Raw genomic sequence first — 26151 nt, 5'->3', positions numbered from 1 at the left:
ACCGCGGTGCCCGGCTTGGCCGGGGGGGGGGGGGGGGCCGGCGCGCGCGGCTGGGGGCCCCCGCCACCGATCTCTGCTCAGCCGACGGCGTTGGAGGCCGCGCTCTCGGGGAGTTCCTCGTCAAAGCAGCGCTGATAGAACTCGGCCACGGTCTCCCGCTCAAGCTCATCGCATTTGTTGAGGAAGGTCAGCCGGAAGGCATAGCCCACATTGCGGAAGATCTCGGCATTCTGCGCCCAGGCGATCACGGTCCGCGGGCTCATCACTGTCGAGAGATCCCCGTTCATGAAGGCCGTCCGCGTCAGCTCCGCCACGGTCACCATTTGGCCAACGGTCTTGCGCCCGGCCTCGGTGTTGTAATGGGGGTTCTTGGCCAGCACGATCGCGGCCTCGGCGTCATGGCTGAGATAGTTCAGCGTCGCCACGAGGCTCCAGCGGTCCATCTGACCCTGGTTGATCTGCTGCGTGCCGTGATAGAGGCCCGTCGTATCCCCCAGACCCACGGTGTTCGAGGTCGCGAAGATCCGGAAGTAAGGGTTCGGCGTGATCACCTCGTTCTGGTCCAGAAGCGTCAGCTTGCCGTCCACCTCCAGTACCCTCTGGATCACGAACATCACATCCGCGCGGCCCGCATCATACTCGTCGAACACAATCGCGGTCGGGTTGCGCAGGGCCCAGGGCAGGATCCCCTCGTGGAACTCAGTGACCTGCACCCCGTCCTTGAGCTTGATGGCGTCCTTGCCGATCAGGTCGATCCGGCTGATATGGCTGTCCAGATTGACCCGTACGCAGGGCCAGTTCAGACGCGCGGCCACCTGCTCGATATGGGTGGATTTGCCCGTTCCGTGATAGCCCTGGATCATCACCCGGCGATTGTGGGAGAACCCCGCGAGGATCGCCAGCGTCGTGTCCGGGTCGAACTTGTAGGTGCTGTCGATATCCGGCACCCGGTCCGAGCCATCGGCGAAGCCTTTCACCTTCATATCGGTGTCGATGCCAAACACTTCGCGGACAGAGATCTCTTCCGTGGGTTTGCCAATATCCAAGCTGCCGTCCGCCATTCGTGTCCCCGAATCTGTTGAGTCGCCCAGGCCAGGTCCCGGGTGTATTGGCTCGCAACATATCGTAGGGCGCGGCGAGGGAAAGGGGGGTCCCCCCCGCTGAGGCGGGGTTTTCTCGCCTCCACCGCTCAGCCCGCGCCGGTTTTCGCCGCGATATCCTGTCCCGCGGCCCAGCCCGAGGACCAGGCCCACTGAAAGTTGTATCCGCCGAGCCAGCCGGTGACGTCCACGACCTCGCCGATGAAATAGAGCCCGGGCTGCACTCGGCTCTCCATGCTGCGCGAGGAGAGCCCGCCGGTTTCGACCCCGCCCAGGGTGACCTCGGCCTTGCGATAGCCCTCGGTGCCCGTGGGCTTCAGCTGCCATTCACCGAGCGCGGCGGTCACGGCGCGCAGCTGCGCATCGCTCAGATCCGCGAGATTGCCCCGGCCTTCGAGCGTGGGCGCCACCCGGGAAGCGATGCTCTGGGCCAGCCGCTTGGGTAGCCACTCCGTCAACACGGTCGCCAGATCTCGGCGCCCTGCCGCACTTCGCCGGGCGCGCAGGGCGTCATAGAACCCAACCTCCGGGCAAAGCTGCACCGTGATCGCGTCCCCCTCGCGCCAATAGGAGGAGACCTGCAGGATCGCAGGGCCGGACAATCCGCGATGGGTGAAGAGGAGCGCTTCGTCAAAGCTCGTGCCGTTGGCGGCGATCCGCGCGGGGCTTGCGACCCCGGCCAGATCGGCAAAGGCGGCCTCGGCCCCGAAGGTCAGGGGCACGAGGGCGGGGCGCGTCTCGGTCAGCGCATGACCAAACTGTTTCGCGATGCGGTAGCCCTGATCGCTCGCCCCGATCTTGGGGATCGACTTGCCGCCGCAGGCCACGACCAGATGCTGCGCCGTCACCTCCCGGCTCTGCCCCTCTCGTGTCACGCGCAGGCGAAACCGCGCCCCATCATGGGAGACCTCATCGAGCGTGGACTTGAGCCAGAGCGTAGCGCCCGCCCGGTCCATCTCATCCCGCAAGAGCTGGATGATGTCGCGCGAAGAGCTGTCGCAAAAGAGCTGCCCGAGGGTCTTTTCGTGGTAGGCGATCCCATGCCGCGCCACGAGGTCGATGAAATCCCACTGGGTATAGCGGCTCAGCGCCGATTTCGCGAAATGCGGGTTGGCGGAGAGGAAGTTTTCGGGCCCCGCATACATGTTCGTGAAGTTGCAGCGGCCACCACCGGAGATCCGGATCTTCTCGCCCGGCTTGGCCGCATGGTCGAGCACCAGCACACCCGGCCCTGCATGGGCGGCGCACATCATGCCCGCGGCTCCTGCGCCGAGGATCACGGTGGTAAAACTGTCTTTCGGTCTCGCCATGGGCGCGGGATGGCCCAGGCGGGCGCAGGAGGCAAGCCCTCACGGCCCCACACATCCGCGTTATGAGCCTGTCGCAATGGGGACAGAGGCCTAAGAGGCCGCTTATATACTCCTCACACGATCGAGAGGATGCCCCATGAACCGCCGTCAATTCCTTGCTGCTTCCACCGGATTTCTGGCCACGGCTGCGGTGCTGCCGCAGACCCTGACAGCGTCAGAAGGCGATTTCGAGATCACGATGAGTGAGGCGGAATGGAAGAAACGCCTGACCCCGCAGCAGTTCAAGGTGCTGCGCAAGGAAAGCACAGAGCGGCCCTTTACCAGCCCCCTGAATGACGAGAAGCGCGCCGGGACCTATCACTGCGCGGGCTGCGACCTGCCGCTCTATCCGTCTCGCACCAAATATGACAGCGGCACCGGCTGGCCCTCCTTCTGGGAGCCGCTGGACAATGCCATCGGCACCAAGCCCGACCGCAAGCTTCTGCGGGTGCGGACCGAGGTGCATTGCCGCCGCTGTGGCGGGCACCTGGGCCATGTGTTCAATGATGGACCGAAGCCCACGGGCAAGCGTCACTGCCTGAACGGTGTCGCGCTGAATTTCCGTCCCGCCTAGGGCCAGGTCAGACCGAGGGGCCCGAGCGTTTGACCGCCCGGTCGATTGCAGATTGCAATTCGAACGGATCCACCGGCTTGGGCAGGAAATCGTCGATCCCCGCATTCCGGTAGCGCGCCTGCACATCGCCGCCCACATGGGCGGAGCAGGCGATGATCGGCACGCCGCTTTTGTCCGGAGACGCGGTGCGGATCTGCTCCGTCGCGCCCAACCCGTCGAGCCCGGGCATGGTGATATCCATCAGGACCAGATCGAAGCTGTCGGAGATGATGGCTTCCACGGCTTCGAACCCGTTGGAGACCACCACCGGGTTATGCCCCAGATCACGGAGCATGGCGTCCATCACCTTTTGGTTCAGTTCGTTATCCTCGGCGATCAGGATGTTGAGGCTCTCGCTCCCCGCCGCGAGATCCGCCGCACGGATCGGCGGGGCGGCGCTGTGGGATTTCTCTTCGACCGGCGCGCTCAGCTCGAAATGGAAGGTTGAGCCCGCCCCCGGCGTCGATGTCACGCCGATCTCGGCGCCCATGGCCGTCGCGATATTGTGGCAGATCGACAGACCGAGCCCCCAGCCGCCGCGATCCTTGCCGAAATCGCTCTCGATCTGGACAAAGGGGCGGAAGAGGAGGGCCTGCTGCTCCTCCGAGATGCCGATCCCGGTATCGCTCACCTCCATGCGGATCCGGCAGATGCCGTTTTCGCGCAGGACCTGCGTGACCTTCAGGGTGATGCAGCCTTCATCTGTGTAGCGCAGGGCATTGGCGAGGAAGTTGTTCAGAACCTGTTGCAGGCGGACCTTGTCCGAGAGCACGCAATCTGGCAGCTCGTCATCGACCAAGACCTTGAGGGTGATGCCTTTTTCCGACACGGAACTGTACCACCAGTCGGCCACCTGATCGAGCATGGGCTGGAGCAGGGTGGGCCGCGTCTCCACTCGCATCTGCCCGGTTTCCATATGGCTCAGATCCAGCAGATCCGTCAGCAGGTTCATCAGCTGACCTCCCGCCGAGATGATCGCATTCACATGGCCACGCCGCTTGGCGTCCAGATCGGACAGTTTCAGCAGCTGGGCGAAGCCGAGGATCGCGTTCATCGGTGTGCGGATCTCATGGCTCATTGCGGCCAGGAAGCGGCTCTTGGCGCGGCTCGCATCTTCGGCCTTCATCAGTGCGCTTTGCAGGTCCTGATGCAGGCCATCCGCGCCATCATCCGCCGTGACAATCGACAGGGACCGCTCGAAGAGCCCGTCCTTGTCCCGCAGGGCCACGGCTGAGACGAGAACCGGGAACAGGGTGCCGTCCTTGCGCAGGAAGACATTGCTGACCCGTTCGACCGAGGAGGTGCGGATGAGCATCGGAAAGAACTCGGTGCGCACGCGATTGGCGGATTGCGGGGTCATGAAATCGGTCAGCGCCCGGCCGACCATCTCGCGCGGCTCATAGCCCAGCCGCGACGCCCAATAGGCGCTGATGGCCACGATCACACCATCCCGGTCCACCGAATGCATCATCATCGGTGCCTTGGCGAAGAACTCCGAGAACGGGTTCATCACATGTGATTGCAGGCCGTTTAGTGTCGTCTCAGGCATTGAGCCATGTCCTTGGATCAGGTCCAAACCTACATTTAAGATAAGCCTATTGCTATCCTAAAGCGGTAATTCCCTAACAGAGAACCTAGCTTTGCAATTTGCGAATGCAATGCGCTTAGGTGCGAATTCCTGAAAAACGTTCGGCCCAATCATCCCGATCGCTGTCAGAAACCTTGGCAAAGGTCACTTCGGGCACATCGAAGGCATGTTCTGGCTCAAGCGCCGAGAGCGCGGCGGCCACATCCTCGGGCCATTGGGCGTCCTCGGCCCGCATGGCGCGCAAGAGATCCGCGCTCGCCGTCGGGATAAAGGGAGAGGAAAGCACCGCGTAGAACCGCACGAGGTTCAGGCCAAGGCGAATGACCGCCGCTGCGGCCTCCGGGTCGGTCTTGAACACGGTCCAGGGCGCGGCCGATTGCAGATACTCGTTGCCCGCCACCCAAATGGCCCGCAGCTCCGCTGCGGCCTTACGCACATCCATGGCATCCATATGCCCTTCATAGGCGCGCAGCTTGGCCGTCAGATCGGCGATCAGCGCGTCCTCGGCGGGGCCGTAGGCGCCGCCGCTTGGCACGGCCTCACCATATTTCGAGCGGCAGAACTTCGTCACCCGGCTCGCGAAATTTCCCAGCACATCGGCCAGATCCTTGTTCACGGAGGCCTGGAAATTCTCCCATGTGAACTCCGCATCGGAGTTCTCGGGCGCATGGCTCAGCAGCCACCAGCGCCAGTAATCCGCCGGCAGGATCTCCAGCGCCTGATCCATGAAGACCCCGCGCCCCTGGCTGGTCGAGAACTGGCCGCCATCATAGGTCAGATAGTTGAACGACTTGATGTAATCCACCAGCTTCCAGGGCTCGCCCGAGCCCATGATCGTCGCCGGGAAGCTCAGGGTGTGGAAGGGCACATTGTCCTTGCCCATGAACTGGACATAGCGCACGTCCTCGGCGCCTTTATCCGTGCGCCACCAACGCTCCCACGCGGCGTCGTCCAGACCATTGGCATCCGCCCATTCCGCCGTGCCGGCGATGTATTCGATGGGCGCGTCGAACCACACATAGAAGACCTTGCCCTCCATGCCGGGCCAGTCCTCGGTTCCCTTCTTGACCGGCACGCCCCAGTCCAGATCCCGGGTGATCCCGCGATCCTGCAGCCCGTCACCATCATGGAGCCATTTCTTGGCGATGGATGTGGTCAGGACGGGCCAGTCGGTCTGGCTGTCGATCCAGGCGTCGAGCTGATCTTTCAGCGCGGATTGGCGCAGGTAGAGGTGCTTGGTCGCCCGCACTTCCAGATCCGTGGAGCCCGAGATCGCGCTGCGCGGATCAATCAGGTCCGTAGGATCCAGCTGCTTTGTGCAGTTTTCGCACTGATCCCCGCGGGCCTTGTCATAGCCGCAATTGGGGCAGGTCCCCTCGATATAGCGATCCGGCAAAAACCGCCCATCCGCATGGGAATAGACTTGGCTCTCGGACACTTCCTCGATCAGACCGGCCTCGGCCAGCTTGCCTGCGAAATACTGGGTCAGCGCCTTGTTCCGCTCCGACGAGGAGCGCCCGAAATGGTCAAAGCTCAGGCCAAAACGCGTCGCGATATCCGCCTGAACCTCATGCATCTCGGCGCAGTATTCGGCCACGGGTTTGCCCGCCTTGGCCGCGGCCAGCTCGGCGGGCGTGCCGTGCTCATCGGTGGCGCAGATGAACATGACCTCGTTGCCGCGGGCGCGGCAGTAGCGCGCATAGAGATCCGCCGGAAGCTGACTGCCGACGAGATTGCCCAGATGCTTGATCCCGTTGATATAGGGAATCGCGGAGGTGATGAGGATACGTGCCATGGCGCGGGACCTTCTGAAGTGCCCGCATGGCCTAACGCAGCCGCGCGCAGAGGTCTAGCGCTTGCGGCCCAGAAGCCGCCCGATGGTGAAACTGGTGCGCGGCGTATAGACGTAATCGGTCCGCTCCGTCGGGGCGGCGCGCACCCGCATCCGCGCCAGACTGAACCCGACCAGTATCAGATGCCCAACGGCCAGAAACACGAAGAGCGCCACGGGCCCGAAGGCATCAATGAGCAGGGACGAGACCAGCGGGCTCGCAATCGCGCCGGTGGCGAAGAAGAACATCAGCGCCGCCGAGAGCTCCACCCGCTCATGGTCTTCGGCAAAGTCATGGGCGTGGGCCGCGGCCACCGAGAAGATCGGGAAGGTCGTCAGGCCAAAGAGCAGGGCCGCCCCAAACACCGCCAAGGTGCCGCTTTCCTGGGTCGAGATCGTCACGCCGCAGCTCAGGATCGCCGCAAGGGAAAACCAGATCATCACATAGCGCCGGTCGAAGCGGTCCGCGAGCCAGCCCGCCGGGTATTGCGCCAGGGCCCCCCCGAGAACGAAAGCCGCGAGGAACAGACCGATCTGATCCGGACCGAGCCCCACCTCCTGCCCGTAGATCGGGCCGACCATGCGAAAGGCCGCCGCCGTCAGGCCCGCCACGATCACCGCAGCGGCGGCGAGCGGCGAGCGGGCAAAGGCGAGGCCGGGTCGCAGTCGGGGCGCGTCGGGCACGTCTGGTGCGCTGGTCTGGGTCAGGGCAAGCGGCAGAAGCGCTGCACAGCAGAGGATCGCGAGCAGGTTGTAGGACAGATAGGCTGCGGGCGGCAGCACCCCGATCATCAGCTGCGCCAGAAGCGCCGCACCCAGATCCACGAACCGGTAGAGCCCCATGGTGCGTCCGCGGGTCTCATTGGTGAGACGCGCCTGTAGCCAGCTCTCGACCACTGTGTAGCATCCCGCGATGCACATCCCCGTGGCCACGCGCAGCCCGGCCCAGGCGATGGGGTGCACCAGCATCATATGCGCCAGAAGCCCGATCGCCCCGGCGGCCGTGAAGGCCGCAAAGGCCCGCGCATGGCCGACCGTGCCCAGGATGCGCGGCGCGCTCCAGCAGCCCAGAAAGAACCCGATGAAATGGGCCGAGCCGAGAAACCCGATCTGCGCCGTGCTGAACCCCAGCGCGGTGCCCGAGATCGCATCAAGGGGACCGACCGCGCCTGAGGACACCTGCAGCAACGCCACAGAGGCAAAAAGGGCAGCGAAGGTGATCAGAAGGCGCATGGCCGGGTCGTTTCAGGATGCGCCCCAGCGCGCAAGGGGGCGTCGGGGCGAGAGGTTATTGGGCGCGCACCGTGTCGATCATGAGTTGCACGTTTTCGGGATCCGCATCCGGGGTGATGCCATGGCCGAGATTGAAGATATGCGGCCCGTTCGCGAAGGCCTGCACGATCTCGCGCGTCTCGTCGATCAGGGCCTGCCCACCGGTCACCATATGTGACGAGGCCAGATTGCCCTGCACGCAGCCATCGACCTGCACATGCTCGGCCGCCCAGGCTGCGGAGACGGAATTGTCCAGCGCCACGCAATCGGCCCCCGTCGCCTTTGCAAACCCGATATAGCCGTCCCCGGCCTCGCGCGGGAAGGCGATGATCGGCACGCCCGGATGCTTGGCCTTGAGCGCGGCGATGATCTTTTTCGTGGGCTCCAGCGCGTATTTCGTGAAGGCCTCGCCCTTCAGCGATCCGGCCCAGCTGTCGAAGATCTTGACCGTTTCGGCGCCGGCCTCGATCTGCATGGAGAGATAGGCGATGGTCGCCTCGGTCAGCCGGTCCATCAGCGCATCGAACACCTCGGGCGCCTCGGTCATGAGCTTATGTGCTGGGCCCTGATCAGGCGTGCCGCGCCCGGCGATCATATAGGTCGCCACGGTCCAGGGCGCGCCGGCGAAGCCGATCAGCGCGGTCTCGGATGGCAGCTCGCGCGACAGGATCCGCACGGTCTCATAGACGGGCGCCAGATGATCATGCATCGCGTCCGCCGGTTTCAACGCGTTGAAACCGGCCATGTCCGTGATCGTCGACAGGCGCGGTCCTTCGCCCGTCACAAACCACAGATCCGCGCCGAGAGCGTCGGGAATCAGCAGGATATCCGCAAAGAGAATCGCCGCATCAAAGCCGTAGCGCCGGATCGGCTGCAGCGTGACCTCAGCGGCCAGTTCCGAGTTGTAGCACAGGGACAGAAAATCACCCGCCTGGGCCCGCGTGGCGCGATATTCCGGCAAATAGCGCCCCGCCTGACGCATCATCCAGATGGGTGGGACCTTTTGCGTCTCTCCGTCCAGCGCGCGGAGCAGTTTTTTTCTGTCAGTCATGGAGGTCATTCCTTAGTGTGTGGGACGACGAGTCCCCTCGTGCTGTCAACGTTACACCGGTAATCGGTTGTCAAGTCAAGTTGACACATATAAAGATCGACCTATGGCTATCACACTTCCGTCCCCCGCTTCACCTCTCAAAATCGGCACACGAGGCTCTCCGCTCGCTCTGGCGCAGGCCTATGAGACGCGGTCGCGGCTCATGGCGGCCTTTGATCTGCCCGAAGAGGCGTTCGAGATCGTGGTGATCAAGACCACCGGGGACCGGGTGCTTGACCGACCGCTGAAGGAGATCGGCGGCAAGGGCCTGTTCACCCGCGAGATCGAAGAGGACATGCTGGCGGGCAAGATCGATATCGCCGTCCATTCGATGAAGGACATGCCGGTGGAGCAGCCTGCGGGACTGCTGCTCGACACCTATCTGCCGCGCGAGGATGTGCGCGATGCCTTCGTGACCCTGGACGGTGGGACGCTGGCGGATCTGCCGGAGGGCGCGGTGGTCGGATCCAGCTCCCTGCGGCGGCGGGCGCAGCTCGCCCATCGCCGTCCGGACCTGAAGCTCGTGGAGTTTCGCGGCAATGTGCAGACCCGGATGAAGAAACTGGGCGAGGGAGTGGCCGAGGCGACCTTCCTGGCCATGGCGGGGCTGAACCGGTTGGGCATGGATGATGTGCCGCGCACGGCGATTTCGCCGGAGGAAATGCTGCCCGCCGTGGCACAGGGCTGTATCGGGATCGAGCGCCGCGCCGACGATTCGCGCGCCGCCGAGATGCTGGCGGCCATCCATGACGGTCCGTCGGGGCAGCGCCTCGCCTGTGAGCGCGCCTATCTTGCGGCGCTGGACGGCTCCTGCGAGACGCCCATCGCCGGTCTGGCGGAGTTGAAGGACGGAACCGTCCATTTGCGGGCGGAGATTCTGCGCCCGGATGGGTCCGATGTTCTGATCGACGCGGAAACGGCACCGATCGAGGATGCTGCGAAAATGGGCACTGAGGTTGCGGAAAGGCTGCGCGCGCGCGCACCCAAGGACTTTTTCAGCTGGCTTACTGTGCAAGCCTGACATCAACTGGCCGCTTTTCGCCACAGCATGCGACGGATTGCTGCGCTGCGGCGAGCGGTCTCTTTGGGAATTCTCAATCTCTGTCAGACTAGGTTTACCAAGTTTTCCGTGCCGCGTGTTTTGTGAGGCTCGACATGACGTATCTACCGGCGGCGGCGTTGCGAGACGCCCCACACGACCAACAGACACAGCACGTCCTCACCCTGATCCGGCAGCGCGCGGATGCCTCGCGCAGCGCAGCGCGACTGGATCTCTTCAAGGCCTGTGCCGTGCTCTCCCTGCGGGAGGAAGCGTCCGCTTATGATTTCGCCGATGCCGTGGCGCGCACGCTCGGCCAAGCGTTGGAGCGTCCGCCGGAATGGCATGGCCCCGACGCGCGCAGCATCACTTTTGATGAAACCTGGCTCCTGCGTCTTGTGGAACGCTCCATCGCCTGTGACAGCGCCAGCGTGGCCTTCCTGATTTCGAGCCGCGTGCCGCGGGGCAAGCGCGCCTCGCTGGCCTATCTCGTCAACGGGCTCGCCGCCCGGGTCGAGGCGGCCTGAGCGTCGCCTAGGCCGCGGTACCTTCCCCGGTCGCGCACGGCTCGGTCCCTCGGGACAGCGCGCGGGCCAGCATTTCGGGGCTGACATTCCCACCGGTGGCGATGGCGATCACATCCGGTCCTGCGCAGGCGCTGGGGTGAAACAGGGCTGCGGCCAGGGCCACCGCGCCACCGGGTTCCAACACCAGCTTCAAATGCTGCGCGGCGAGGGCCATGGCCCGCAGGGCATCATCCTCGGACACCACGCATCCCGGACCCGCGAGTGCCTGAAGCACCGGAAAGGTCAGGTCCCCGGGTGTCGGCGTCAGGATCGCGTCGCAGATCGAGCCTGCGCGCCTGGCATTCGTCACGCGCTGGCCACTGGCGAGGGATCGCGTCATGTCGTCGAATCCCTCGGGCTCCACCGGACGGACGTGCAGCCCGGGCGCGGTTTCGGCCAGCGCGAGCGCGGTTCCGGCACTGAGCCCGCCGCCGCCGCAACAAACCAGAACGTCCGCCTCGTGAACCCCGACCTCGCCGGCCTGCTCCGCGATCTCGAGCCCGGTCGTCGCCTGGCCCGCCATCACCTCCGGATGATCATAGGGCGGGATCAGGCTCAGCCCGCGTTCCTCCATCAGGGCTGAGCCGAGCGCTTCGCGGTTCTCCGAGGCGCGATCATAGAAAATGACTTCCGCCCCCAGCGCCCGGGTGGTCTCGCTTTTGATCGCGGGCGCGTCGCTGGGCATGATGATCTGCGCCGGGGTGTCAAAGGCCTTGGCGGCCCGCGCAACCCCCTGCGCATGGTTCCCGCTGGAATAGGCAAGTACACCGCGCGCGCGCTCGGCCGCGCTCATGGCCGAAACCGCAGCCCAGCCGCCCCGCGCCTTGAACGATCCTGTATGCTGCAGTGCCTCGGCCTTCACCCAGATCCGCCGCCCGGCAATGGCATCAAGCGCGGGCGCATTCAGGAGCGGTGTGCGCCGGATATGCCCCGCGAGCCGCGCTTCGGCTGCGCGGATCCGGTCGAAATCCGGCGCAGTGCGCGGGGCGCTCATGCGCCGATCGCGGCTAGAAACGCCCGCAGAGCAGCGACGGATTCCGGCTCGTCGAGATAGGGTATATGGGCGCGGTCCGGCACCTCGGCTGCAATCATGTCCGGGCGCCGGCGCTGCATCTCGGCCACCGTCTCGGCGCTGAGCAGATCGGAATTGGCCCCGCGAATGACCGCTAGGGGCAGGCCCTCGAAGGCGTCGAAAAACGGCCAGAGATCCGGCGCCGGGGTCGCCCCGGTTTCGAGCACCGCATCCCGCAATTTGGGGTCGTAGGTGATCTGCAGCCCGCGCTCGGTTTCCGTGTAGTGCTTGGTCACCTCTTCCATCCAGCGGCTGGCGGGCACATTGGGGAAGCCGCGCATGAGCTTGGGCATCTCGGCAGCCATCTCCGCATGGGTTTTGAAGGAGGGATTGTGGCCCAGATAGCCCTTGATCACGTCAATCCCCTTCGGATCGAGTTCGGGGCCGATATCGTTCAGGCAGACCCCCAGCAACCGCTCCTTGACCACGGCGGCGAGGCCCATGGCGATCAGCCCACCGCGCGACGTTCCGAGGATGGCTGCCTTCTCGATCCCCAGATGGTCGAGCAGTTGCAGGGCGTCCGTGCCCTCCTGCTGCAGGGTGTAGCTCGCGTAATCCGCCCAATCGCTCTGGCCACGCCCGCGATAGTCCATTCGGATCACGCGGCAGCCGGTCAGATGAGGCATGGCGTAGTCGAAGTCCCGCGTGGTTCGGGTCAGACCGGACAGGCAGAGGAGCGGCACACCCGCGCCCTCATCGCGATAGAACAGGCGGGTGCCATCGGGGGCGGTGATATGGGGCATCAGAACTCTTTCACAAGGACGGGCAGGGGGCGCAGATCCGCGAGGATCCGGTCGGGCGTGGCGGGGAGGCGGTCGACGGGCTCCGAGGCGCGGTTGGCCCAGACCGTGCGGAAGCCATAGGCGGCCGCCGAGGCCGCATCCCAACCATTGGAGGAGACGAAGAGCACTTCCTCCGGGGCGCAGCTGAAACGCGCGCCCACAAGGTCATAGACAAGCGCGGCCGGTTTGAAGATCGAGACCGACTCGACGCTGAGCACATCATCGAGCAAAGGGCCGATCCCGGCGCTGTTCACGGCTCCGGCCAGCATATCCGGCGAGCCGTTCGACAGAATTCCCGTGGCAAGACCTTGCGCCTTGAGCGCCTCGAGCATCGCGGGCACTTCCGGATAGGCGGAGAGCTCCCAATACAGCTGCAAAAGCCGTTCCCGCAGACCCGGGTCTGATAGACCTGAGGCCTCCAGCGCCCAATCGAGCCCGTCCTGGGTTACCTGCCAGAAGTCGCAATGATGTCCAGTGATCGCGCGGAGCCAAGTGTATTGCAGCTGCTTGAGCCGCCAGTTCTGCGCGATCTCGGGCCACTCCTTTGCAAAGGCGCCCCGCCCAGGCTCTGCTGCAGCTTCGCGGGCGGCGGCGCTCACATCGAAAAGGGTGCCATAGGCGTCGAAGATACAGGTGGTGATGGTCATCACGGGCTCCGTTCAGAGCCAAGGATGACCTGCGCGGGAAGGCGGCGCAAGTCACCTTCGAGGCGCGTGCCTCTCCTCATTGTTCCTAAAATACTCCCGCCGGAGGCTCCTGTCCGCGCCACCAGCACGCGGTCGGCAGTGTATCGCCAAGCGGTCAGTCCCCGGGGGCGCTGCCCCCGGACCCCCGGAGTATTTGCGGAACAATGAAAGGGGCGCGTCAGACGGTCAGCAGCCCGCGCAGCTCGGTCTCATCCATTTCGGCCTTGGTGCCGGACTTGATGATCTGTCCCCGGTCCATGACGGCGAAGCTGTCGCAGAGATCGCGGGCGAAGTCGAAGTACTGCTCCACCAGCAGGATCGCCATATCGCCCCGATCCCGAAGGAAGCTGATGGCGCGTCCGATATCCTGGATGATCGAGGGTTGGATCCCTTCGGTCGGCTCGTCCAGCACCAGAAGGCGGGGGCGCATGACGAGGGCGCGTCCGATGGCGAGTTGCTGCTGTTGTCCGCCAGACAGGTCGCCGCCGCGCCGTCCGAGCATGTCCTTGAGCACGGGAAAGAGGGTGAAAACTTCATCCGGGACATGGCGCAGGCTGCGGGGCAGGGCGCCGAAGCCGGTCTCGAGGTTTTCCTGCACCGTCAGTAGGGGGAATATTTCGCGACCTTGGGGCACCGAGGCGATCCCGGCTCGGGCGCGCGCGTCAGCGCGCAGGCGGGACAGGTCGCTGCCTTCCCAATCCATGCGGCCCGCTGAGATCGGCTGCCGCCCGGTGATCGCGCGCAGGAGCGTGGTCTTGCCCACGCCATTGCGTCCGAGCACCGTGGTCACTTTGCCGGTTTCGGCTGTCAGGGACACCCCGCGCAAGGCCTGGGCCGCGCCATAATGGAGGTCGATGTTTTCAATCGTCAGCATCTCAACGCCCCAGATAGACTTCGATGACTTGCGGGTTCGCGGAGACATGGTCGAGCGAACCTTCGGCGAGTACATGGCCCTGGTGCAGGACTGTGACCCGGCAATCGAGAGCGCGGACAAAGTCCATGTCATGCTCGACCACGATCACCGTATGCTGCCCCGCGATCCCGCGCAGAAGCTCCGCGGTCCGCATGGTCTCGGCATCAGTCATGCCGGCTGCGGGTTCGTCCACCAACAAAAGCTCCGGGTCTTGCGCCAGAAGCATCCCGATCTCGAGCCATTGCTTTTGCCCGTGGCTGAGATCAGCGGCCAGACGGTCTCGGTCCCCCTCCAGCTTGACCAATTCCAGCAGCTCGGTAATTCGCGCTTCTTCGGACTTGGTGCGGCGGTTGAAGAGGGTCGACCAGACGGAGCGGTCGGCCTTGAGGCTGAGTGCGATATTGTCGGCCACCGTGTGCGTCTCGAAAACCGTGGGTTTCTGGAACTTGCGACCGATGCCAAGCCGTGCGCTGTCAGCCTCGTCGGTTTTGGTCAGATCCACGGTCTGGTTCCACAGCACCTCGCCTTCATCCGGGCGGGTCTTGCCAGTGATGATATCCATCATCGTGGTTTTGCCCGCGCCATTTGGGCCGATGATCGCGCGCATCTCGCCCTTTTCCACATGGAGGCTCAGATCGTTGATCGCTTTGAATCCATCAAAGCTGCGGTTCACACCGTTGAGGGAAAGCTGGACGCTCATGCCTTGGCCTCCTCCGGGCTCGCTTCGTGTTTGGGTTTGCGCTGCAGGGCGTTTTCGACCACGCCGAGCACGCCTTTGGGCATGAAAATCGTGACGAAGATGAAGAGCGCGCCGAGGGCAAAGAGCCAGATCTCCGGGAACCAGCCCGTGAGCAAGGTTTTGGAGAGAGCGACGAGGATCGCCCCGATGGCCGCGCCCACGAGGGTGCCGCGCCCGCCTAGGGCGACCCAGATCACGATCTCGATGGAGTTGGCGGGGCTGAACTCGCCCGGATTGATGATGCCGACTTGCGGTGTGTAGAGCGCCCCGGCAACGCCGGCCATCATGGCCGAGACAGTCCAGACGAAGAGTTTGTAGCTCTCGACCCGGTAGCCGAGAAAGCGCGTGCGGCTCTCGGCGTCCCGGACGCAAACGAGGATCTGGCCGAGCTTGGAGGTGGTGATTGCCTTGGAGATCAGCAGGCCCGCGGTCAGGGCCAGGGCAGAGAGGGCAAAGAGGGCCGCGCGGGTGCTGTCGGATTGCAGGTCAAAGCCGAGCACGTCCTTGAAATCCGTGAGGCCGTTATTGCCGCCGAAGCCCATTTCGTTGCGGAAGAAGGCGAGCATCAGGGCGTAGGTCATGGCCTGTGTGATGATCGACAGGTACACGCCCGTGACGCGGGAGCGGAAGGCGAACCAACCGAAGACGAAGGCGAGCGCGCCGGGGACCAGCAGGACCATGAGGCAGGCGAACCAGAATTGGTCGAACCCGTACCAGAACCAAGGCAGCTCCTGATAGTTCAGAAAGACCATGAAGTCCGGCAGATCGGGGTTGGCATAGACACCGCGGTCGCCGATCTCACGCATCAGATGCATACCCATGGCGTAACCACCCAGGGCAAAGAAGGCGCCATGGCCGAGAGAAAGGATGCCGGTATAGCCCCAGACCAGGTCAAGGGCGACGGCGAGGAGGGCATAGCAGAGGTATTTGCCCAGCAGGCTCACCACATAGGAGGGGACGGGCTGGCCCTCCATCCAAAGATTGCCGGCGGGGATAGCGACAGTCAGGACAAAGAGCCCGGCGAGGAAGATACCCATGCGGCGGTCGATCAGGCGGCTCATTGGGCGGCTCCAAGTTCAAGAGAGGAGAGGGGGCTCCCGCCCGTCGTTGCCGCCCTGACGGGCAGCGCCTCCCGTTGGGCCGGGCCGCGTGCGGACGCACGCGGCGGACGCGCCTCGGGGTGACCGGTGGAGTTCAGCCCAAGATCGGGGTGCTGGGTGCGACTGCCGCGCGCGCATGCGCGCGCGGCCGGGCCCGACGCCGCCCGAGTGTCCGCGGAGCGGACCGACGGGTGGGGGCGGGAGGACCACGTTTCTGTGTTGCGGAGCGTCGTCATCGTCAATTCTCCACCGCCCGGCCCTTCACCGCGAAGAGCCCACGCGGCCGCTTCTGGATGAAGAGGATGATGAAGACGAGCACCAGGATCTTGGCCAGGACCGCACCCGCATAGGGCTCCAGGAACTTGTTCGCGATCCCCAGCGAGAAGGCCCCCGCGAGCGTGCCCCAGATATTCCCGGCTCCACCGAACACGACGACCATAAAGCTGTCGACGATATAGCTTTGGCCAAGGTTCGGCGACACATTGTCGATCTGGCTCAGTGCCACGCCCGCGAGACCGGCAATCCCGGCCCCCAGACCAAAGGTCATCGCATCAACCCAGCCGGTCCGGATCCCCATATTCGCGGCCATCGCGCGGTTCTGGGTCACGGCGCGCATTTGCAGCCCGATCGGCGTCTTCTTCAGCACGAAAAGCAGGATCGCGAACACCGCCAGCGCAAAGAGCAGGATCCACAGCCTGTTATAGGTGATCGTCATCTGCCCCACATCGAACGCCCCGGACATCCAGCTCGGATTGCCCACCTCGCGGTTGTTCGGGCCAAAGATCGAGCGGACGGTCTGCTGCAGGATCAGGCTGATCCCCCAGGTCGCGAGCAACGTCTCCAGCGGGCGACCGTAAAGGAACCGCACACAGCCCCGCTCGATCGCGACACCCACACCCCCGGCGACCAGAAAGGCCAGAGGGGCCGCGATCAGAAGCGACCAGTCAAAAAGCCCGGGGAAGGAGGCACGGATGATCTCCTGCACGAAGAAGGTCGTGTAGGCCCCGATCATCACCAGCTCGCCATGGGCCATGTTGATCACGCCCATCACCCCGAAGGTGATGGCAAGTCCAATGGCCGCAAGTAACAGGACCGAGCCCAGGGACAGGCCAAACCACACATTCTGCGCCATATTCCACAGGCGCTGATTGTCTTCGATGGCCTTCACCGCGTCTGCCGCAGCAGCGGCCAGGGTCGGGTTCGTCGCCTGGATGAGCGGTGTCAACACGCTCAGCGCGTCCTGATTGCCCATCTCGCGCAGCACCTCGATGGCGGCCACTTGCTCGGCCTCGGGAAGGTCGCCTTCAAGCACGGTGGCGGCAATGGCGAAGTCGAGCGCCTCGGCCACACCATCATCGCTTTCCTCGCCGCGCGCGGCGCGCAACAGCTCCAGCTGATCCACATTCGGCGCGCGGAACGCGGCCTCGGCGGCGGCCAGACGCAGGGCCGGGTCGGGCGCGCGCAGGGTCAGGGTGCCGATGGCCGCGCGGATGTCCCGCCGCAGCCCGTTATTCACCCGGATCTTCGAGGACCCGCGCCGGGGCACGATCCCGTATTCCTCGCCGGTCAGGGCGTCATAGGCCACATCATCGTCGCCGATCTCGCGGATCTCGACCACGCGGGTATTGGCCTTCAGGACATGTAGATTGCCCTCCAGCAGCACTTCCAGAACCGGCACAGCCCGGGGATCGCCCAGGGCGCCAAGCTCCGCGACCACAGCCGCGCGTTCGGGGAACTTGCCGTCGGGCAAACGCGCCACCAGCTCTTCAAGGCTTTGGGCCGAGGCGGCGGGCGCGGTCAGCGCGGCAAGACAGGTCAACAGGGCTGCGACGCACAGGCGAAGAAGGGTCATGTTGTCTCTCGGGGGTCAGAGAAGATCACGGCCCCGCCGCATCCGCAGGGGGCCATGACAATCAGGCGATGTCGCGACCCATACGGGGCCGCGACACTGGGCGGGGGCTTAGGAGCCGCCGCCGCAGACGCCGGTTTCAGTGTTGAAGTTGCCGCAGGACATGGGCGGCAGCCAGTTGGAGATCAGCGGCGCGCTCTCGGGCAGGTGGTCGGACCACGCATCCCCACGCACAAGGCCGGAGGTCTCCCACACGACGTCGAACTGACCGTCATCCTGGATCTCACCCACCAGCACCGGCTTGGTGATGTGGTGGTTCGGCAGCATGGTGGAATAGCCACCGGTCAGGTTCGGCACGGAGACGCCGACAATGCTGTCGATGACCGCATCCGGGTCGGTGGTGCCAGCGGCCTCGACGGCCTCGACCCACATGTTGAAGCCGATGTAATGAGCTTCCATCGGGTCGTTGGTCACGCGGTCTTCGTCGCCGATGAAGTCGATCCAGGCGTCGATGAATGCGTCGTTCTCCGGCGTGTCCACGGACATGAAGTAGTTCCATGCCGCCAGGTGACCGACGAGCGGCTCGGTGTCGAGACCGGCCAGTTCTTCTTCACCCACGGAGAAGGCCACAACGGGGATGTCCTCGGCGGAGATGCCCTGGTTGCCCAGTTCCTTGTAGAACGGCACGTTGGCGTCGCCATTGATGGTCGAGACCACGGCGGTCTTCTTGCCTGCGCCGCCGAAGGAGGCGATGTCGGACACGATCGTCTGCCAATCGGAATGACCGAAGGGCGTGTAGTTGATCATGATGTCCTCAGCCGCGACGCCTTTGGACTGCAGATAGGCTTCAAGGATCTTGTTGGTGGTGCGGGGATAGACATAGTCGGTGCCCGCGAGCACCCAGCGCTCCACGCCTTCTTCGTTCATCAGGTAATCCACCGCCGGGATCGCCTGCTGGTTCGGGGCCGCACCGGTGTAGAACACGTTGCGCTGGCTTTCCTCACCTTCGTACTGCACCGGATAGAACAGCAGCGAGTTCAGCTCTTCGAAGACCGGCAGCACGGATTTCCGCGACACGGAGGTCCAGCAGCCAAAGACCACGTCCACGCCTTCGCCTTCGATCAGCTCACGGGCTTTTTCGGCAAAGAGCGGCCAGTCGGAGGCCGGGTCCACGACGACCGCCTCGAGCATCTTGCCGTTCACGCCGCCCTTTTTGTTCTGCTCTTCGATGAGCATCAGCATGGCGTCCTTGAGCGTGGTCTCGGAGATCGCCATGGTCCCGGAGAGGGAGTGCAGGATGCCGACCTTGATCGTGTCGCTGTGACCGGCCGCAAAGGCGGTCGAGGACATGAGCGCGGCTCCAACACCGGCACCGATCAGGGATTTCCCAAATTTTGTCATATGCTTGTTTCCCAAAGCCATGACTGCGCGGGGGCACGTACGGGCCCTGCGGATTGAAACAGGACCAGGATCTGCATACATGCCCATACGCAGCGTTTTATTGTTGCATTGTGCGGCGGCAGAGAACTGCCAGGAACGACGCCGTCGCACACCTCCTGCGCCTGCCGCGGGGCTCCGCAAGTAAGCGCGGGGGCAACTTCGACCACGCATCCTTCTGGAAGAACCGGGAATCGCGCCGTCAGCGCTGACAGGGCGCGTCAACCGGCAAGAATTGCGCGATGCTGCCCGCAGTTTGCGCGACCTGCTTAAAAAACAGACGGCTCGGAAAGGGTGTTTCGGCGGTTTGCTGCGCCTGCGTGGATTCCGCTGCGTTGCGGCAGATTTGGGGGCTGCCCCCCAGAGCGGGCCCAAGACTGGCCAGACAGAGGCGCATCCCATGCCGCGCGCGGCGCGCCACGGATCTCGGATCGGGGCTTTCTGTCGCCCACGACCTGCAGAGGACCTTCCTTGCAAGATTGTCGCGCGAATGCCCCTTGACGCCCCCACACGGGTGTCATACCCAGCCGCGCACGATGGCGTGGTAGCTCAGTTGGTTAGAGCGAACGACTCATAATCGTTAGGTCGGGAGTTCAAGTCTCCCCCACGCCACCACCACCCTTCTTTAGACGAAGCCCGCCCTTCTCGACGGCGGATCACGGTCGTGCAAGATCTGTGTGCGATTGGGGGCGTTGCGCGTCCTGAGCCTCCGAAAAAGGCGACTGTTCAGTATCCGCGGAAACTGTGCTGCGATGTCCTTCTTCCACGCGACGGGTGACCGCTTCGGGTATCTGGGCGACGCCTCCGAGGTGGAGATCGTCGATACCTCGACCAACACGACCCTGGCGCGGGAGGCATTTGCCCCCCGGGCTTCTTTGATTGACCCGAGGCCGGGCGAAGCTTCAGTTCCGGCGGGGCGACCTCGCTCGCCATTGCTTTCGCCGTGACGGGGCCGGGAACACGAGCGGTGTGTTCGACGAGGTCCGTGTCGCCGAAGCCTTTGCGCCCATCCCGGTCCCGGGCGGGGGGCTCTTGCTCTTGACCGGTCTTGTCGCGCTCGATGCCCGGAAGGCCCGCAAAAACGGACCAAGACACTTGCGAGATCGCAGTCGCGGTGCCCGCCCGCGTGATGCGGGCCGACGCCTGATCGCAAAGGACGCTAGTCTTTCAGAGAACGCGCCCGAGGCGAGATGTCTTCACGCATTGTCCTTGCGGCGGCGGATTTCCGTGAAAACCTCCGTATCGCTGGCGCTCTCCATCCCCAGATGAGCGCGGATCGCCGGGTCCGAGGCGCGCAGGAAGGGGTTGGTGGCGAGCTCCTCCTCCAGCGTGGTGGGGACCGTCGCCTTGCCTTGGGCGCGCAGGGCCTTCACCGTCGCGGCCTTCTCCCGAAGGGCTGCGTTGTCCGGATCCACTGTCAGGGCAAAGCCCGCATTCGCCTCGGTATATTCGTGGCTGCAATAGATCACGGTCTGGGGCGGCAGCGCCGTGAGCTTTTGCAGGCTGGCATGCATCATCGGCCCGTCGCCCTCAAACAGTCGTCCGCATCCCATCACGAAGAGCGTGTCGCCCGTGAACACCACCCCCTCGGCCGACAGGTAGAAATTGATCATATCGGTCGTGTGGCCGGGCGTGTGCAGCACCTCGACCCGGTGGCCCGAGAAATCAAACGCCTCGCCATCGCCATAGCGCGTGTCGACCCCGGCGATGGGCTGGCTGACCGGTTTCGGCCCGATGACCTTGCAGCCGGTGGCGGCCTTGACCTCCTCGATCCCGTCCGTGTGGTCGTGGTGGTGATGGGTCACCCAGATCTCCGTCAGGCCCCAGCCGGTCTTTTCCACCGCAGACAGCAGCGCGGCAGCCTCGCCTGCATCCACCGAAGCGGTCTCGCCGGACGCGGGATCATGCAGCAGCACACCGTAATTCGCGCCGGGACCATAGGGGTATTGGTAAATCTCGAGTGCCATGTCGCTTCCCTCCGCTCTCTGGGGTCAGACAAGCGAAGCGCGCGCCGTTTGGCAAGGGGCGCGCGCGCTCCTGACGCTTTGGCAAGGGACCGGGCGCTCTGCGGGCTTGACCTGCCCCGCCGGCAGCAGGCAGCACTCGGACAGAGCACAGCAGGTGAGGCAGAGATGGACGAAGGATTTTGGGAAGAGCGCTGGCGCGAGAACCGGATCGGCTTTCACGAGCCCGAGGCCAATGCGCTCCTGGTGGATCATTGGGACCGTCTGGACATCGCTCCGGACGCGCCGGTCTTCGTGCCGCTCTGTGGCAAGAGCCTCGATCTCGACTGGTTGCTCGCGCGGGGCCATGCCGTGACCGGGGTGGAGTTCAACCGTATGGCCGTGGCGGAGGTCTTTGCGCGGTTGGGGCTGACCCCGGCGGTGACGAAGGCCGGGCCGCTGGAGTGTTTCACCGCCGGGGCGCTGCGCCTCTATGTGGGCGACGCCTTCGCGTTGACCGCTGCGATGCTGGGGCCGGTGGCGGCGATCTATGACCGGGCCGCGCTGATCGCCCTGCCGCCCGAGACGCGCCCGCGCTATGCGCGCCACCTCATGGAGGTGACCGGGACTGCGCCGCAACTGCTGGTGACCATGGCGTATGACCAGAGCCAGACCAATGGCCCGCCCTTTTCTGTCCCCGCCGAGGAGGTCACCAGGCACTACGGCGCGCGTTACGACATGGCGCTGCTGACCACCCGCCCGCTCGGCGGCCCCGTGGCCCTGCGCGCCGGGGGCGGGGAGGAACAGGTCCGCCTGTTGCACCCGCGCGTGGCCTGAACCGGACGCCGGTCACGTTTCTGCGAGGCACCGGCCCATGGCTGGCCCGGCGGCGGGGCGGCCCCTAGGCTCTGGCCCAGCAACGCGGAGGATGCCGGATGATCAGAACAGGGCTGTTAAGTGCGGGGCTCGTGCTCGCGCTGGGCGGATCGGCACTGGCCACGGTGCTCGATGGTCAGATCCTGCGTCAGAGCGGGCAGGGGGATTTCGTCATCCTCGACACGGATCAGCCCTTCGATGTGGGGGAGGACAATTTCAACACCGACCATCTTTACGCATTCGATGAGGATCAGAATATCCGCCTCATGGCGCCGATTGCAGTGGATGTGGGCGGGATCGACGGGGTGATCCCCGCCGGAGAGGTCGTCGCCAGCCACTATGTGTTCTTCGACAGCCTCAATGGCGTCCATTATGGCTGGGTCGAGTTCGATGCACCGATCCTTGGGGTGGCGGCCCTGCCAGCCTCCATGGATGCCACGGATTTTCTGGCCAACACCCAGGTCAACTATATCAGCACCGATCTGCGCGGGCTGGAGCAGGGCGATTATGTCTGGATCGACGAGGACAATCCCGCGCGGCTCTGGGTCTATTGGGCGGGCTCCTCACCCGGGGACTATATCCGGGTTTTCACCGCGCTCTCGCCTGCGGCCATGATGTAATCTCGCTCAGAAGAGGGTGTTCCGCTCGTCGATGGAGTTTTGCACCAGAGGGCGGCGCGGTCCTTGGTTATCACAGTACGCTAGTGCGCATAGGGCCTGCGCAGAATTGGAACCTCGCGCAGCCGCCCGGCTTTGAGATCGGCCCGGGCCACCTGCTCTTTGAAAAAGGTCACGCTCAGACGTCTGCGCGCCGCCTTTGACGATGGCGTGACCGCCGGGATCCACGCGGTGCCGACATCCTTCATGAAGGTCCTTCGGCTGGATCTCTCCCGGGGTGAGGGCCGGGGCACGAGCGCGCCCCGGCTCTGAGGTCAGAGTTTGGGCAGGGGCGGCAGCGCCTGTCCCAGCCATTTCTCGGAGAAACCGTTCAGCTCGCCGCCCAGCGTCTTGTGCAGGATGAAGGTGTTCACCCAGAACAAGAGGTCGAGATTGCCCTTCTTCACGCCGATAAAGGCGGGGGATTCCTTCAGGATGAACTTGGTTTCGATATCCGCATCCGCATTGTCGGCGGAGATCGCGGCCGCCAGGGTATTACCCGACACCAGCACATCCACCTGACCGGATTCGTAGGCCGCACGGGTCGCGGCATTGTCGCCAAAGCGCACGATTTCGGTGGTCTCGGGCGCGATCTTGGTCAGCTCCAGATCCTCCAGCGTGCCACCGGTCAGGCCGACGGACATGCCGGCCAGATCCTCGGCGCTGGCGATGGCCTTGTCACCGGAGGCAAAGACCCCGGAGAAAAAAGGCGCATAGGCCGAGGAGAACCAGATCGATTTCGCCCGCTCCGGGTTGGCGCCCATGGTGGCGATCACCAGATCCACGCGGTCCGTCTCGAGAAACGGAATGCGCTGGTTCGAAGTGACCGGCACCAGCTCCAGCTCGACGCCCAGATCCTCGGCGATCAGCTTGGCGACGTCCACGTCATAGCCGTCGTACTCGCCGGTCGCGCCAAGAAAGCCGAAGGGCGCAAAGCTTTCGGGCACGGCAATCTTGACGGTGCCCGCCTCGAGGATCTCGGCGAGATCGGCGGCGGCCTGGCTCGCCATAACCGGCAGGGCCAGTACGGCGGCAGCGACCAAATGGGTCAGTTTTTTCATGGGTTGGGTCCTCTCCTCGTTGGAAATTCTTGTTGGAACTCTGATCTGTCACGCCGCGATCGGCGCGTCCTTCGGAACGGTGCCGAGACGTTGCTCAAGCCGCAGGGCCAGCCGCGAGAGCGGGAAGCAGAGGGCGAAATACATCAGCGCCATGATGGGGTAGATGATGAAGGGCTCCGTGCCCTCCACGGGCGCATTGGCCCAGCGTTTGCCCACGCTCATCAGGTCGGAAAACCCGATGATATAGGCCAGCGAGGTGCCCTTGATGATCTGCACCATGAAGCCGACCGTCGGCGCGAGCGAGACACGGATCGCCTGGGGCAGGATCACGAGGCGCAGGGTCTGGAAAAAGCCAAGGCCCAGGGCTTGCGCACCCTCCCATTGGCCGTCGGGCAGGCTCTGGATCGCACCGCGCCAGACCTCCGCCAGATAGGCGGAGGCATAGAGCGTGAGCGCGAGGCTCGCCGCCACCCAGATATTCACATCGACACCCAGCAGGCGCGGGACCCCGAGCCCGAAGAGAAAGAGCAGCATCAGGAGCGGCGCCGATTGGAAGAACCAGATATAGGACAGGGCGATGGCCCGGCCGATCTTGCCGGGCAGCACCCGCAGGATGGTAATCCCCGCCCCGACGATCCCGCCGCCGATAAAGGCTATGAGCGACAGATAGATGGTGAACTGCATCGCCAGCAGCAGCTGATACATCACCACGCCATGGGGCGCGCCGAGCAGGGCGGTGAGCATCTCCTTCATCGCGCGACCTGCCAGGCGAAGAGGCGCTTTTGCAGCAGGGCCAGCACGGCTTTGAAGCCCAGAGAGATCGCGATGTAGATCAGGGTCAGCGTGAAATAGACCTCAAAGGTGCGGAAGGTCCGGCTGTCGATGAACTTGCCCGCCTGTGTGAGGTCATTCACCCCGATCTCCGAGATCACGCCCGTTGTCAGGAAGAGGAAGATGAACTGGCTGGTGAGCGACGGGTACATGCGCGCGATGGCTTGCGGCAGGGTGATCTTGAAGAATATCAGGGGCTTCGAGAGGCCAAGTGCGGCGGCAGCCTCTCGCTGGCCCTCGCTGACCGTGCCGTAGCCCGCGCGCAGGATCTCCGAGAAATAGGCCGAGAAGTTCAGGGTCAGCGCCAGCAGCGCGTGCCCCCAGAAAGGCCATTGATACCCCAGAAGCAGGGGCAGCCCGAAGGCGACAAAGAAGAGCTGGACGATCAGCGGCGTGTTGCGGATGAACTCCACATAGGAGGTCGCCAGATGGCGCAGCACCGGAACCTTGCCATAGCGTGCGCCGGACAGGGCGAGGGCAAAGAGAAAGCCGAGCGCCGCCCCTCCGATGGTCAGGGCGATGCTGAAAAATGCCCCCTCCATCAACATCAGAAGGTACTCGCCGCGGCGATAGATTTCGAAGAACCGCAAATCCATCCCCGCAGGAAGTCAGAACGTCCCGAGGCTCAGAAGCGGAAAGGCTCCGCGCGCGCGGCGGAAAGGGGGGCGGTCCGATTGTTGGGCGGCGCACCGCCCAACTGCTGCTTTATTAACCAATCTGCAAAGTGGGGCCTGTGCCGGTCAATCGTAGCTGAGCGCGCGGGCTTTGCCGCGGAAGATCACATAGCTCAGGATCGTGTAGCCGAGGATCGCGGGCAGCACGAAGATCGTCCCGAAGAGGATGATCAACAGGCTCTCCGGCGCGCTCGCCGCCTCATAGATCGTCAGCTGCTCGGGCACCACATAGGGGTAGAACGAATAGGCGAGCCCGAAGAAGGCGAGGATGAAAAGCACGATCGTCGCCGCAAAGGGGAACCACGCAAAGCTGTCATCGGCCGTGGGCAGGCGTTTCAGCCCCACGAACAAGAGACCGATCAGCAGGCAGAACATCATCGGCAGGGGCGCGAGGAGGACGATCTCGGGAAAGGAGAACCACTTCTCGAAGATGCGCGGGCTCACCAGGGGCGAGGCCAGCGAGACCGCTCCCAGCCCCAGCACGAGGCCCCAGATCCCGCCACGCGACCACTCCACGGCCTTTTTCTGCAACGCGCCTTCGGTCTTCAGCACCAGCCATGTGGCACCGATGAAGGAATAGGCGACGGTCAGGAAGATCGCGGTCAGCAGGGCGAAGCCCACGGTCCAGATCGTCCATTGCAGACCCATGATATAGAGCCCCAGCATGAAGCCCTGGCTCAGCGAGGTCATGAGCGAGCCGATGAAGAACGCCCGGTTCCAGGCGGGTTTCTGACTGGCGGGGGCCTTGGCGCGGAATTCGAAGGACACCCCGCGCAGGATCAGCCCGAAGAGCATGATCGCCACGGGTAGATAGAGCGCCGTGAGGATCGCCCCATGGGCCGAGGGGAAGGCCACGAGCAGGATGCCGATGGCCAGCACGAGCCAGGTCTCATTGGCATCCCAGAAGGGCCCGATCGAGGCGACCATCCGGTCTTTCTCGGCGTCCTCGGCAAAGGGGAAGAGCACCCCGACGCCGAGGTCGAACCCGTCAAGCACCACATAGATCAGGATCGACAGGCCCATCAGGGCGGCGAAAACGAGGGGGAGCCATTGGCTCTGATCGGCAAAGATCTCGGACATGGGT

The 26151-nt window shown here is 64.4% G+C and carries 25 protein-coding genes and 1 tRNA gene; 6 read left to right on the top strand and 20 right to left on the bottom strand.

Annotated elements, in window-relative coordinates; genetic code table 11:
- Positions 1 to 77 precede the first annotated feature (77 nt).
- On the bottom strand, positions 78 to 1061 hold the full coding sequence (cobS, locus tag ACP153_RS12355; RefSeq protein ID WP_424971296.1) for a cobaltochelatase subunit CobS: 984 nt from the start codon (positions 1059 to 1061) through the stop codon (positions 78 to 80).
- Positions 1062 to 1189: 128 nt separating this feature from the next.
- Positions 1190 to 2410 carry an NAD(P)/FAD-dependent oxidoreductase gene (locus ACP153_RS12350; RefSeq protein ID WP_424971295.1) on the bottom strand — a complete coding sequence of 407 codons (1221 nt, stop codon included), beginning with the start codon at positions 2408 to 2410 and terminating at the stop codon, positions 1190 to 1192.
- A gap of 136 nt (positions 2411 to 2546) precedes the next feature.
- Between ACP153_RS12350 and msrB the strand changes: the two genes are divergently transcribed.
- Positions 2547 to 3023 carry a peptide-methionine (R)-S-oxide reductase MsrB gene (msrB, locus tag ACP153_RS12345; protein ID WP_424971294.1) on the top strand — a complete coding sequence of 159 codons (477 nt, stop codon included), beginning with the start codon at positions 2547 to 2549 and terminating at the stop codon, positions 3021 to 3023.
- 7 nt (positions 3024 to 3030) lie between these two features.
- Here the strand turns inward: msrB and ACP153_RS12340 are convergent, their stop codons facing one another.
- The 4 genes from ACP153_RS12340 to hemE all read right to left on the bottom strand — a co-directional run bounded on the left by ACP153_RS12340 (position 3031) and on the right by hemE (position 8804).
- Positions 3031 to 4611, bottom strand: coding sequence for an ATP-binding protein (locus tag ACP153_RS12340; protein ID WP_424971293.1), 1581 nt, complete (start codon positions 4609 to 4611; stop codon positions 3031 to 3033).
- Positions 4612 to 4726: 115 nt separating this feature from the next.
- Positions 4727 to 6445, bottom strand: coding sequence for a methionine--tRNA ligase (gene metG, locus ACP153_RS12335; RefSeq protein ID WP_424971292.1), 1719 nt, complete (start codon positions 6443 to 6445; stop codon positions 4727 to 4729).
- A gap of 54 nt (positions 6446 to 6499) precedes the next feature.
- Positions 6500 to 7714, bottom strand: coding sequence for an MFS transporter (locus ACP153_RS12330; protein WP_424971291.1), 1215 nt, complete (start codon positions 7712 to 7714; stop codon positions 6500 to 6502).
- 55 nt (positions 7715 to 7769) lie between these two features.
- Complete coding sequence (gene hemE, locus ACP153_RS12325) at positions 7770 to 8804, bottom strand: uroporphyrinogen decarboxylase (protein WP_424971290.1); 1035 nt, start codon at positions 8802 to 8804, stop codon at positions 7770 to 7772.
- 103 nt (positions 8805 to 8907) lie between these two features.
- Here hemE and hemC point away from each other — a divergent pair, with 103 nt between their 5' ends.
- Positions 8908 to 9864 carry a hydroxymethylbilane synthase gene (gene hemC, locus ACP153_RS12320; protein ID WP_424971289.1) on the top strand — a complete coding sequence of 319 codons (957 nt, stop codon included), beginning with the start codon at positions 8908 to 8910 and terminating at the stop codon, positions 9862 to 9864.
- 134 nt (positions 9865 to 9998) lie between these two features.
- The gene (locus tag ACP153_RS12315) at positions 9999 to 10409 is read left to right on the top strand and encodes a hypothetical protein (RefSeq protein ID WP_424971288.1); all 411 of its coding nucleotides are present in this window, start codon (positions 9999 to 10001) and stop codon (positions 10407 to 10409) included.
- Between the two features lie 7 nt (positions 10410 to 10416).
- Here the strand turns inward: ACP153_RS12315 and ACP153_RS12310 are convergent, their stop codons facing one another.
- The 8 genes from ACP153_RS12310 to urtA all read right to left on the bottom strand — a co-directional run bounded on the left by ACP153_RS12310 (position 10417) and on the right by urtA (position 18990).
- Positions 10417 to 11442 (bottom strand): threonine ammonia-lyase, encoded by a 1026-nt coding sequence (locus ACP153_RS12310; protein ID WP_424971287.1) that lies wholly within the window; start codon positions 11440 to 11442, stop codon positions 10417 to 10419.
- The gene (locus ACP153_RS12305) at positions 11439 to 12263 is read right to left on the bottom strand and encodes an alpha/beta fold hydrolase (RefSeq protein WP_424971286.1); all 825 of its coding nucleotides are present in this window, start codon (positions 12261 to 12263) and stop codon (positions 11439 to 11441) included. The genes ACP153_RS12310 and ACP153_RS12305 overlap by 4 nt, the downstream gene beginning before the upstream one ends.
- Entirely contained in the window at positions 12263 to 12949 is a 687-nt protein-coding gene (locus ACP153_RS12300) for a haloacid dehalogenase type II (protein ID WP_424971285.1), read from the bottom strand. Before ACP153_RS12300 ends, ACP153_RS12305 begins: the two co-directional genes overlap by 1 nt.
- Before the next feature lie 217 nt (positions 12950 to 13166).
- Positions 13167 to 13862, bottom strand: a complete 696-nt coding sequence (gene urtE / locus ACP153_RS12295; RefSeq protein ID WP_424971284.1) for an urea ABC transporter ATP-binding subunit UrtE — start codon at positions 13860 to 13862, stop codon at positions 13167 to 13169.
- A 1-nt stretch (position 13863) separates the two neighbouring features.
- Positions 13864 to 14601: an urea ABC transporter ATP-binding protein UrtD gene (urtD, locus tag ACP153_RS12290; protein ID WP_424971283.1), complete on the bottom strand. Its 738-nt coding sequence runs from the start codon at positions 14599 to 14601 to the stop codon at positions 13864 to 13866.
- Positions 14598 to 15701, bottom strand: a complete 1104-nt coding sequence (gene urtC / locus ACP153_RS12285; protein ID WP_424971282.1) for an urea ABC transporter permease subunit UrtC — start codon at positions 15699 to 15701, stop codon at positions 14598 to 14600. The genes urtD and urtC overlap by 4 nt, the downstream gene beginning before the upstream one ends.
- 277 nt (positions 15702 to 15978) lie before the next feature.
- Positions 15979 to 17592 carry an urea ABC transporter permease subunit UrtB gene (gene urtB / locus ACP153_RS12280; protein WP_424971281.1) on the bottom strand — a complete coding sequence of 538 codons (1614 nt, stop codon included), beginning with the start codon at positions 17590 to 17592 and terminating at the stop codon, positions 15979 to 15981.
- Positions 17593 to 17700: 108 nt separating this feature from the next.
- A complete protein-coding gene (urtA, locus tag ACP153_RS12275) occupies positions 17701 to 18990 on the bottom strand; it encodes an urea ABC transporter substrate-binding protein (protein WP_424971280.1) in 1290 nt (429 codons plus the stop codon).
- A 574-nt stretch (positions 18991 to 19564) separates the two neighbouring features.
- Between urtA and ACP153_RS12270 the strand changes: the two genes are divergently transcribed.
- Positions 19565 to 19641: transfer RNA gene (locus ACP153_RS12270), tRNA-Met, on the top strand.
- Between the two features lie 581 nt (positions 19642 to 20222).
- On the opposite strand, the gene gloB is transcribed toward ACP153_RS12270, so the two are convergent.
- Entirely contained in the window at positions 20223 to 20993 is a 771-nt protein-coding gene (gene gloB / locus ACP153_RS12265; protein ID WP_424971279.1) for a hydroxyacylglutathione hydrolase, read from the bottom strand.
- A 165-nt stretch (positions 20994 to 21158) separates the two neighbouring features.
- Here gloB and tmpT point away from each other — a divergent pair, with 165 nt between their 5' ends.
- Both tmpT and ACP153_RS12255 read left to right on the top strand, forming a co-directional pair.
- Complete coding sequence (gene tmpT / locus ACP153_RS12260) at positions 21159 to 21806, top strand: thiopurine S-methyltransferase (protein ID WP_424971278.1); 648 nt, start codon at positions 21159 to 21161, stop codon at positions 21804 to 21806.
- Between the two features lie 98 nt (positions 21807 to 21904).
- Positions 21905 to 22465: a hypothetical protein gene (locus tag ACP153_RS12255; RefSeq protein ID WP_424971277.1), complete on the top strand. Its 561-nt coding sequence runs from the start codon at positions 21905 to 21907 to the stop codon at positions 22463 to 22465.
- 80 nt (positions 22466 to 22545) lie between these two features.
- On the opposite strand, the gene ACP153_RS12250 is transcribed toward ACP153_RS12255, so the two are convergent.
- The 5 genes from ACP153_RS12250 to ACP153_RS12230 all read right to left on the bottom strand — a co-directional run bounded on the left by ACP153_RS12250 (position 22546) and on the right by ACP153_RS12230 (position 26147).
- Positions 22546 to 22710, bottom strand: a complete 165-nt coding sequence (locus ACP153_RS12250; RefSeq protein WP_424971276.1) for a hypothetical protein — start codon at positions 22708 to 22710, stop codon at positions 22546 to 22548.
- A 66-nt stretch (positions 22711 to 22776) separates the two neighbouring features.
- Positions 22777 to 23562 (bottom strand): transporter substrate-binding domain-containing protein, encoded by a 786-nt coding sequence (locus tag ACP153_RS12245; protein WP_424971275.1) that lies wholly within the window; start codon positions 23560 to 23562, stop codon positions 22777 to 22779.
- 48 nt (positions 23563 to 23610) lie between these two features.
- On the bottom strand, positions 23611 to 24315 hold the full coding sequence (locus ACP153_RS12240) for an amino acid ABC transporter permease (RefSeq protein ID WP_424971274.1): 705 nt from the start codon (positions 24313 to 24315) through the stop codon (positions 23611 to 23613).
- On the bottom strand, positions 24312 to 24989 hold the full coding sequence (locus ACP153_RS12235) for an amino acid ABC transporter permease (protein ID WP_424971273.1): 678 nt from the start codon (positions 24987 to 24989) through the stop codon (positions 24312 to 24314). The genes ACP153_RS12240 and ACP153_RS12235 overlap by 4 nt, the downstream gene beginning before the upstream one ends.
- 144 nt (positions 24990 to 25133) lie before the next feature.
- A complete protein-coding gene (locus ACP153_RS12230) occupies positions 25134 to 26147 on the bottom strand; it encodes a cytochrome d ubiquinol oxidase subunit II (protein ID WP_424971272.1) in 1014 nt (337 codons plus the stop codon).
- Between the last annotated feature and the right edge of the window lie 4 nt (positions 26148 to 26151).

The organism is Dinoroseobacter sp. S76, assembly GCF_049801095.1.
Classification (GTDB): domain Bacteria; phylum Pseudomonadota; class Alphaproteobacteria; order Rhodobacterales; family Rhodobacteraceae; genus Dinoroseobacter.
The sequence above is the reverse complement of the archived record's forward strand: the minus strand, read 5'-3'. Positions and strand labels throughout refer to the sequence as shown.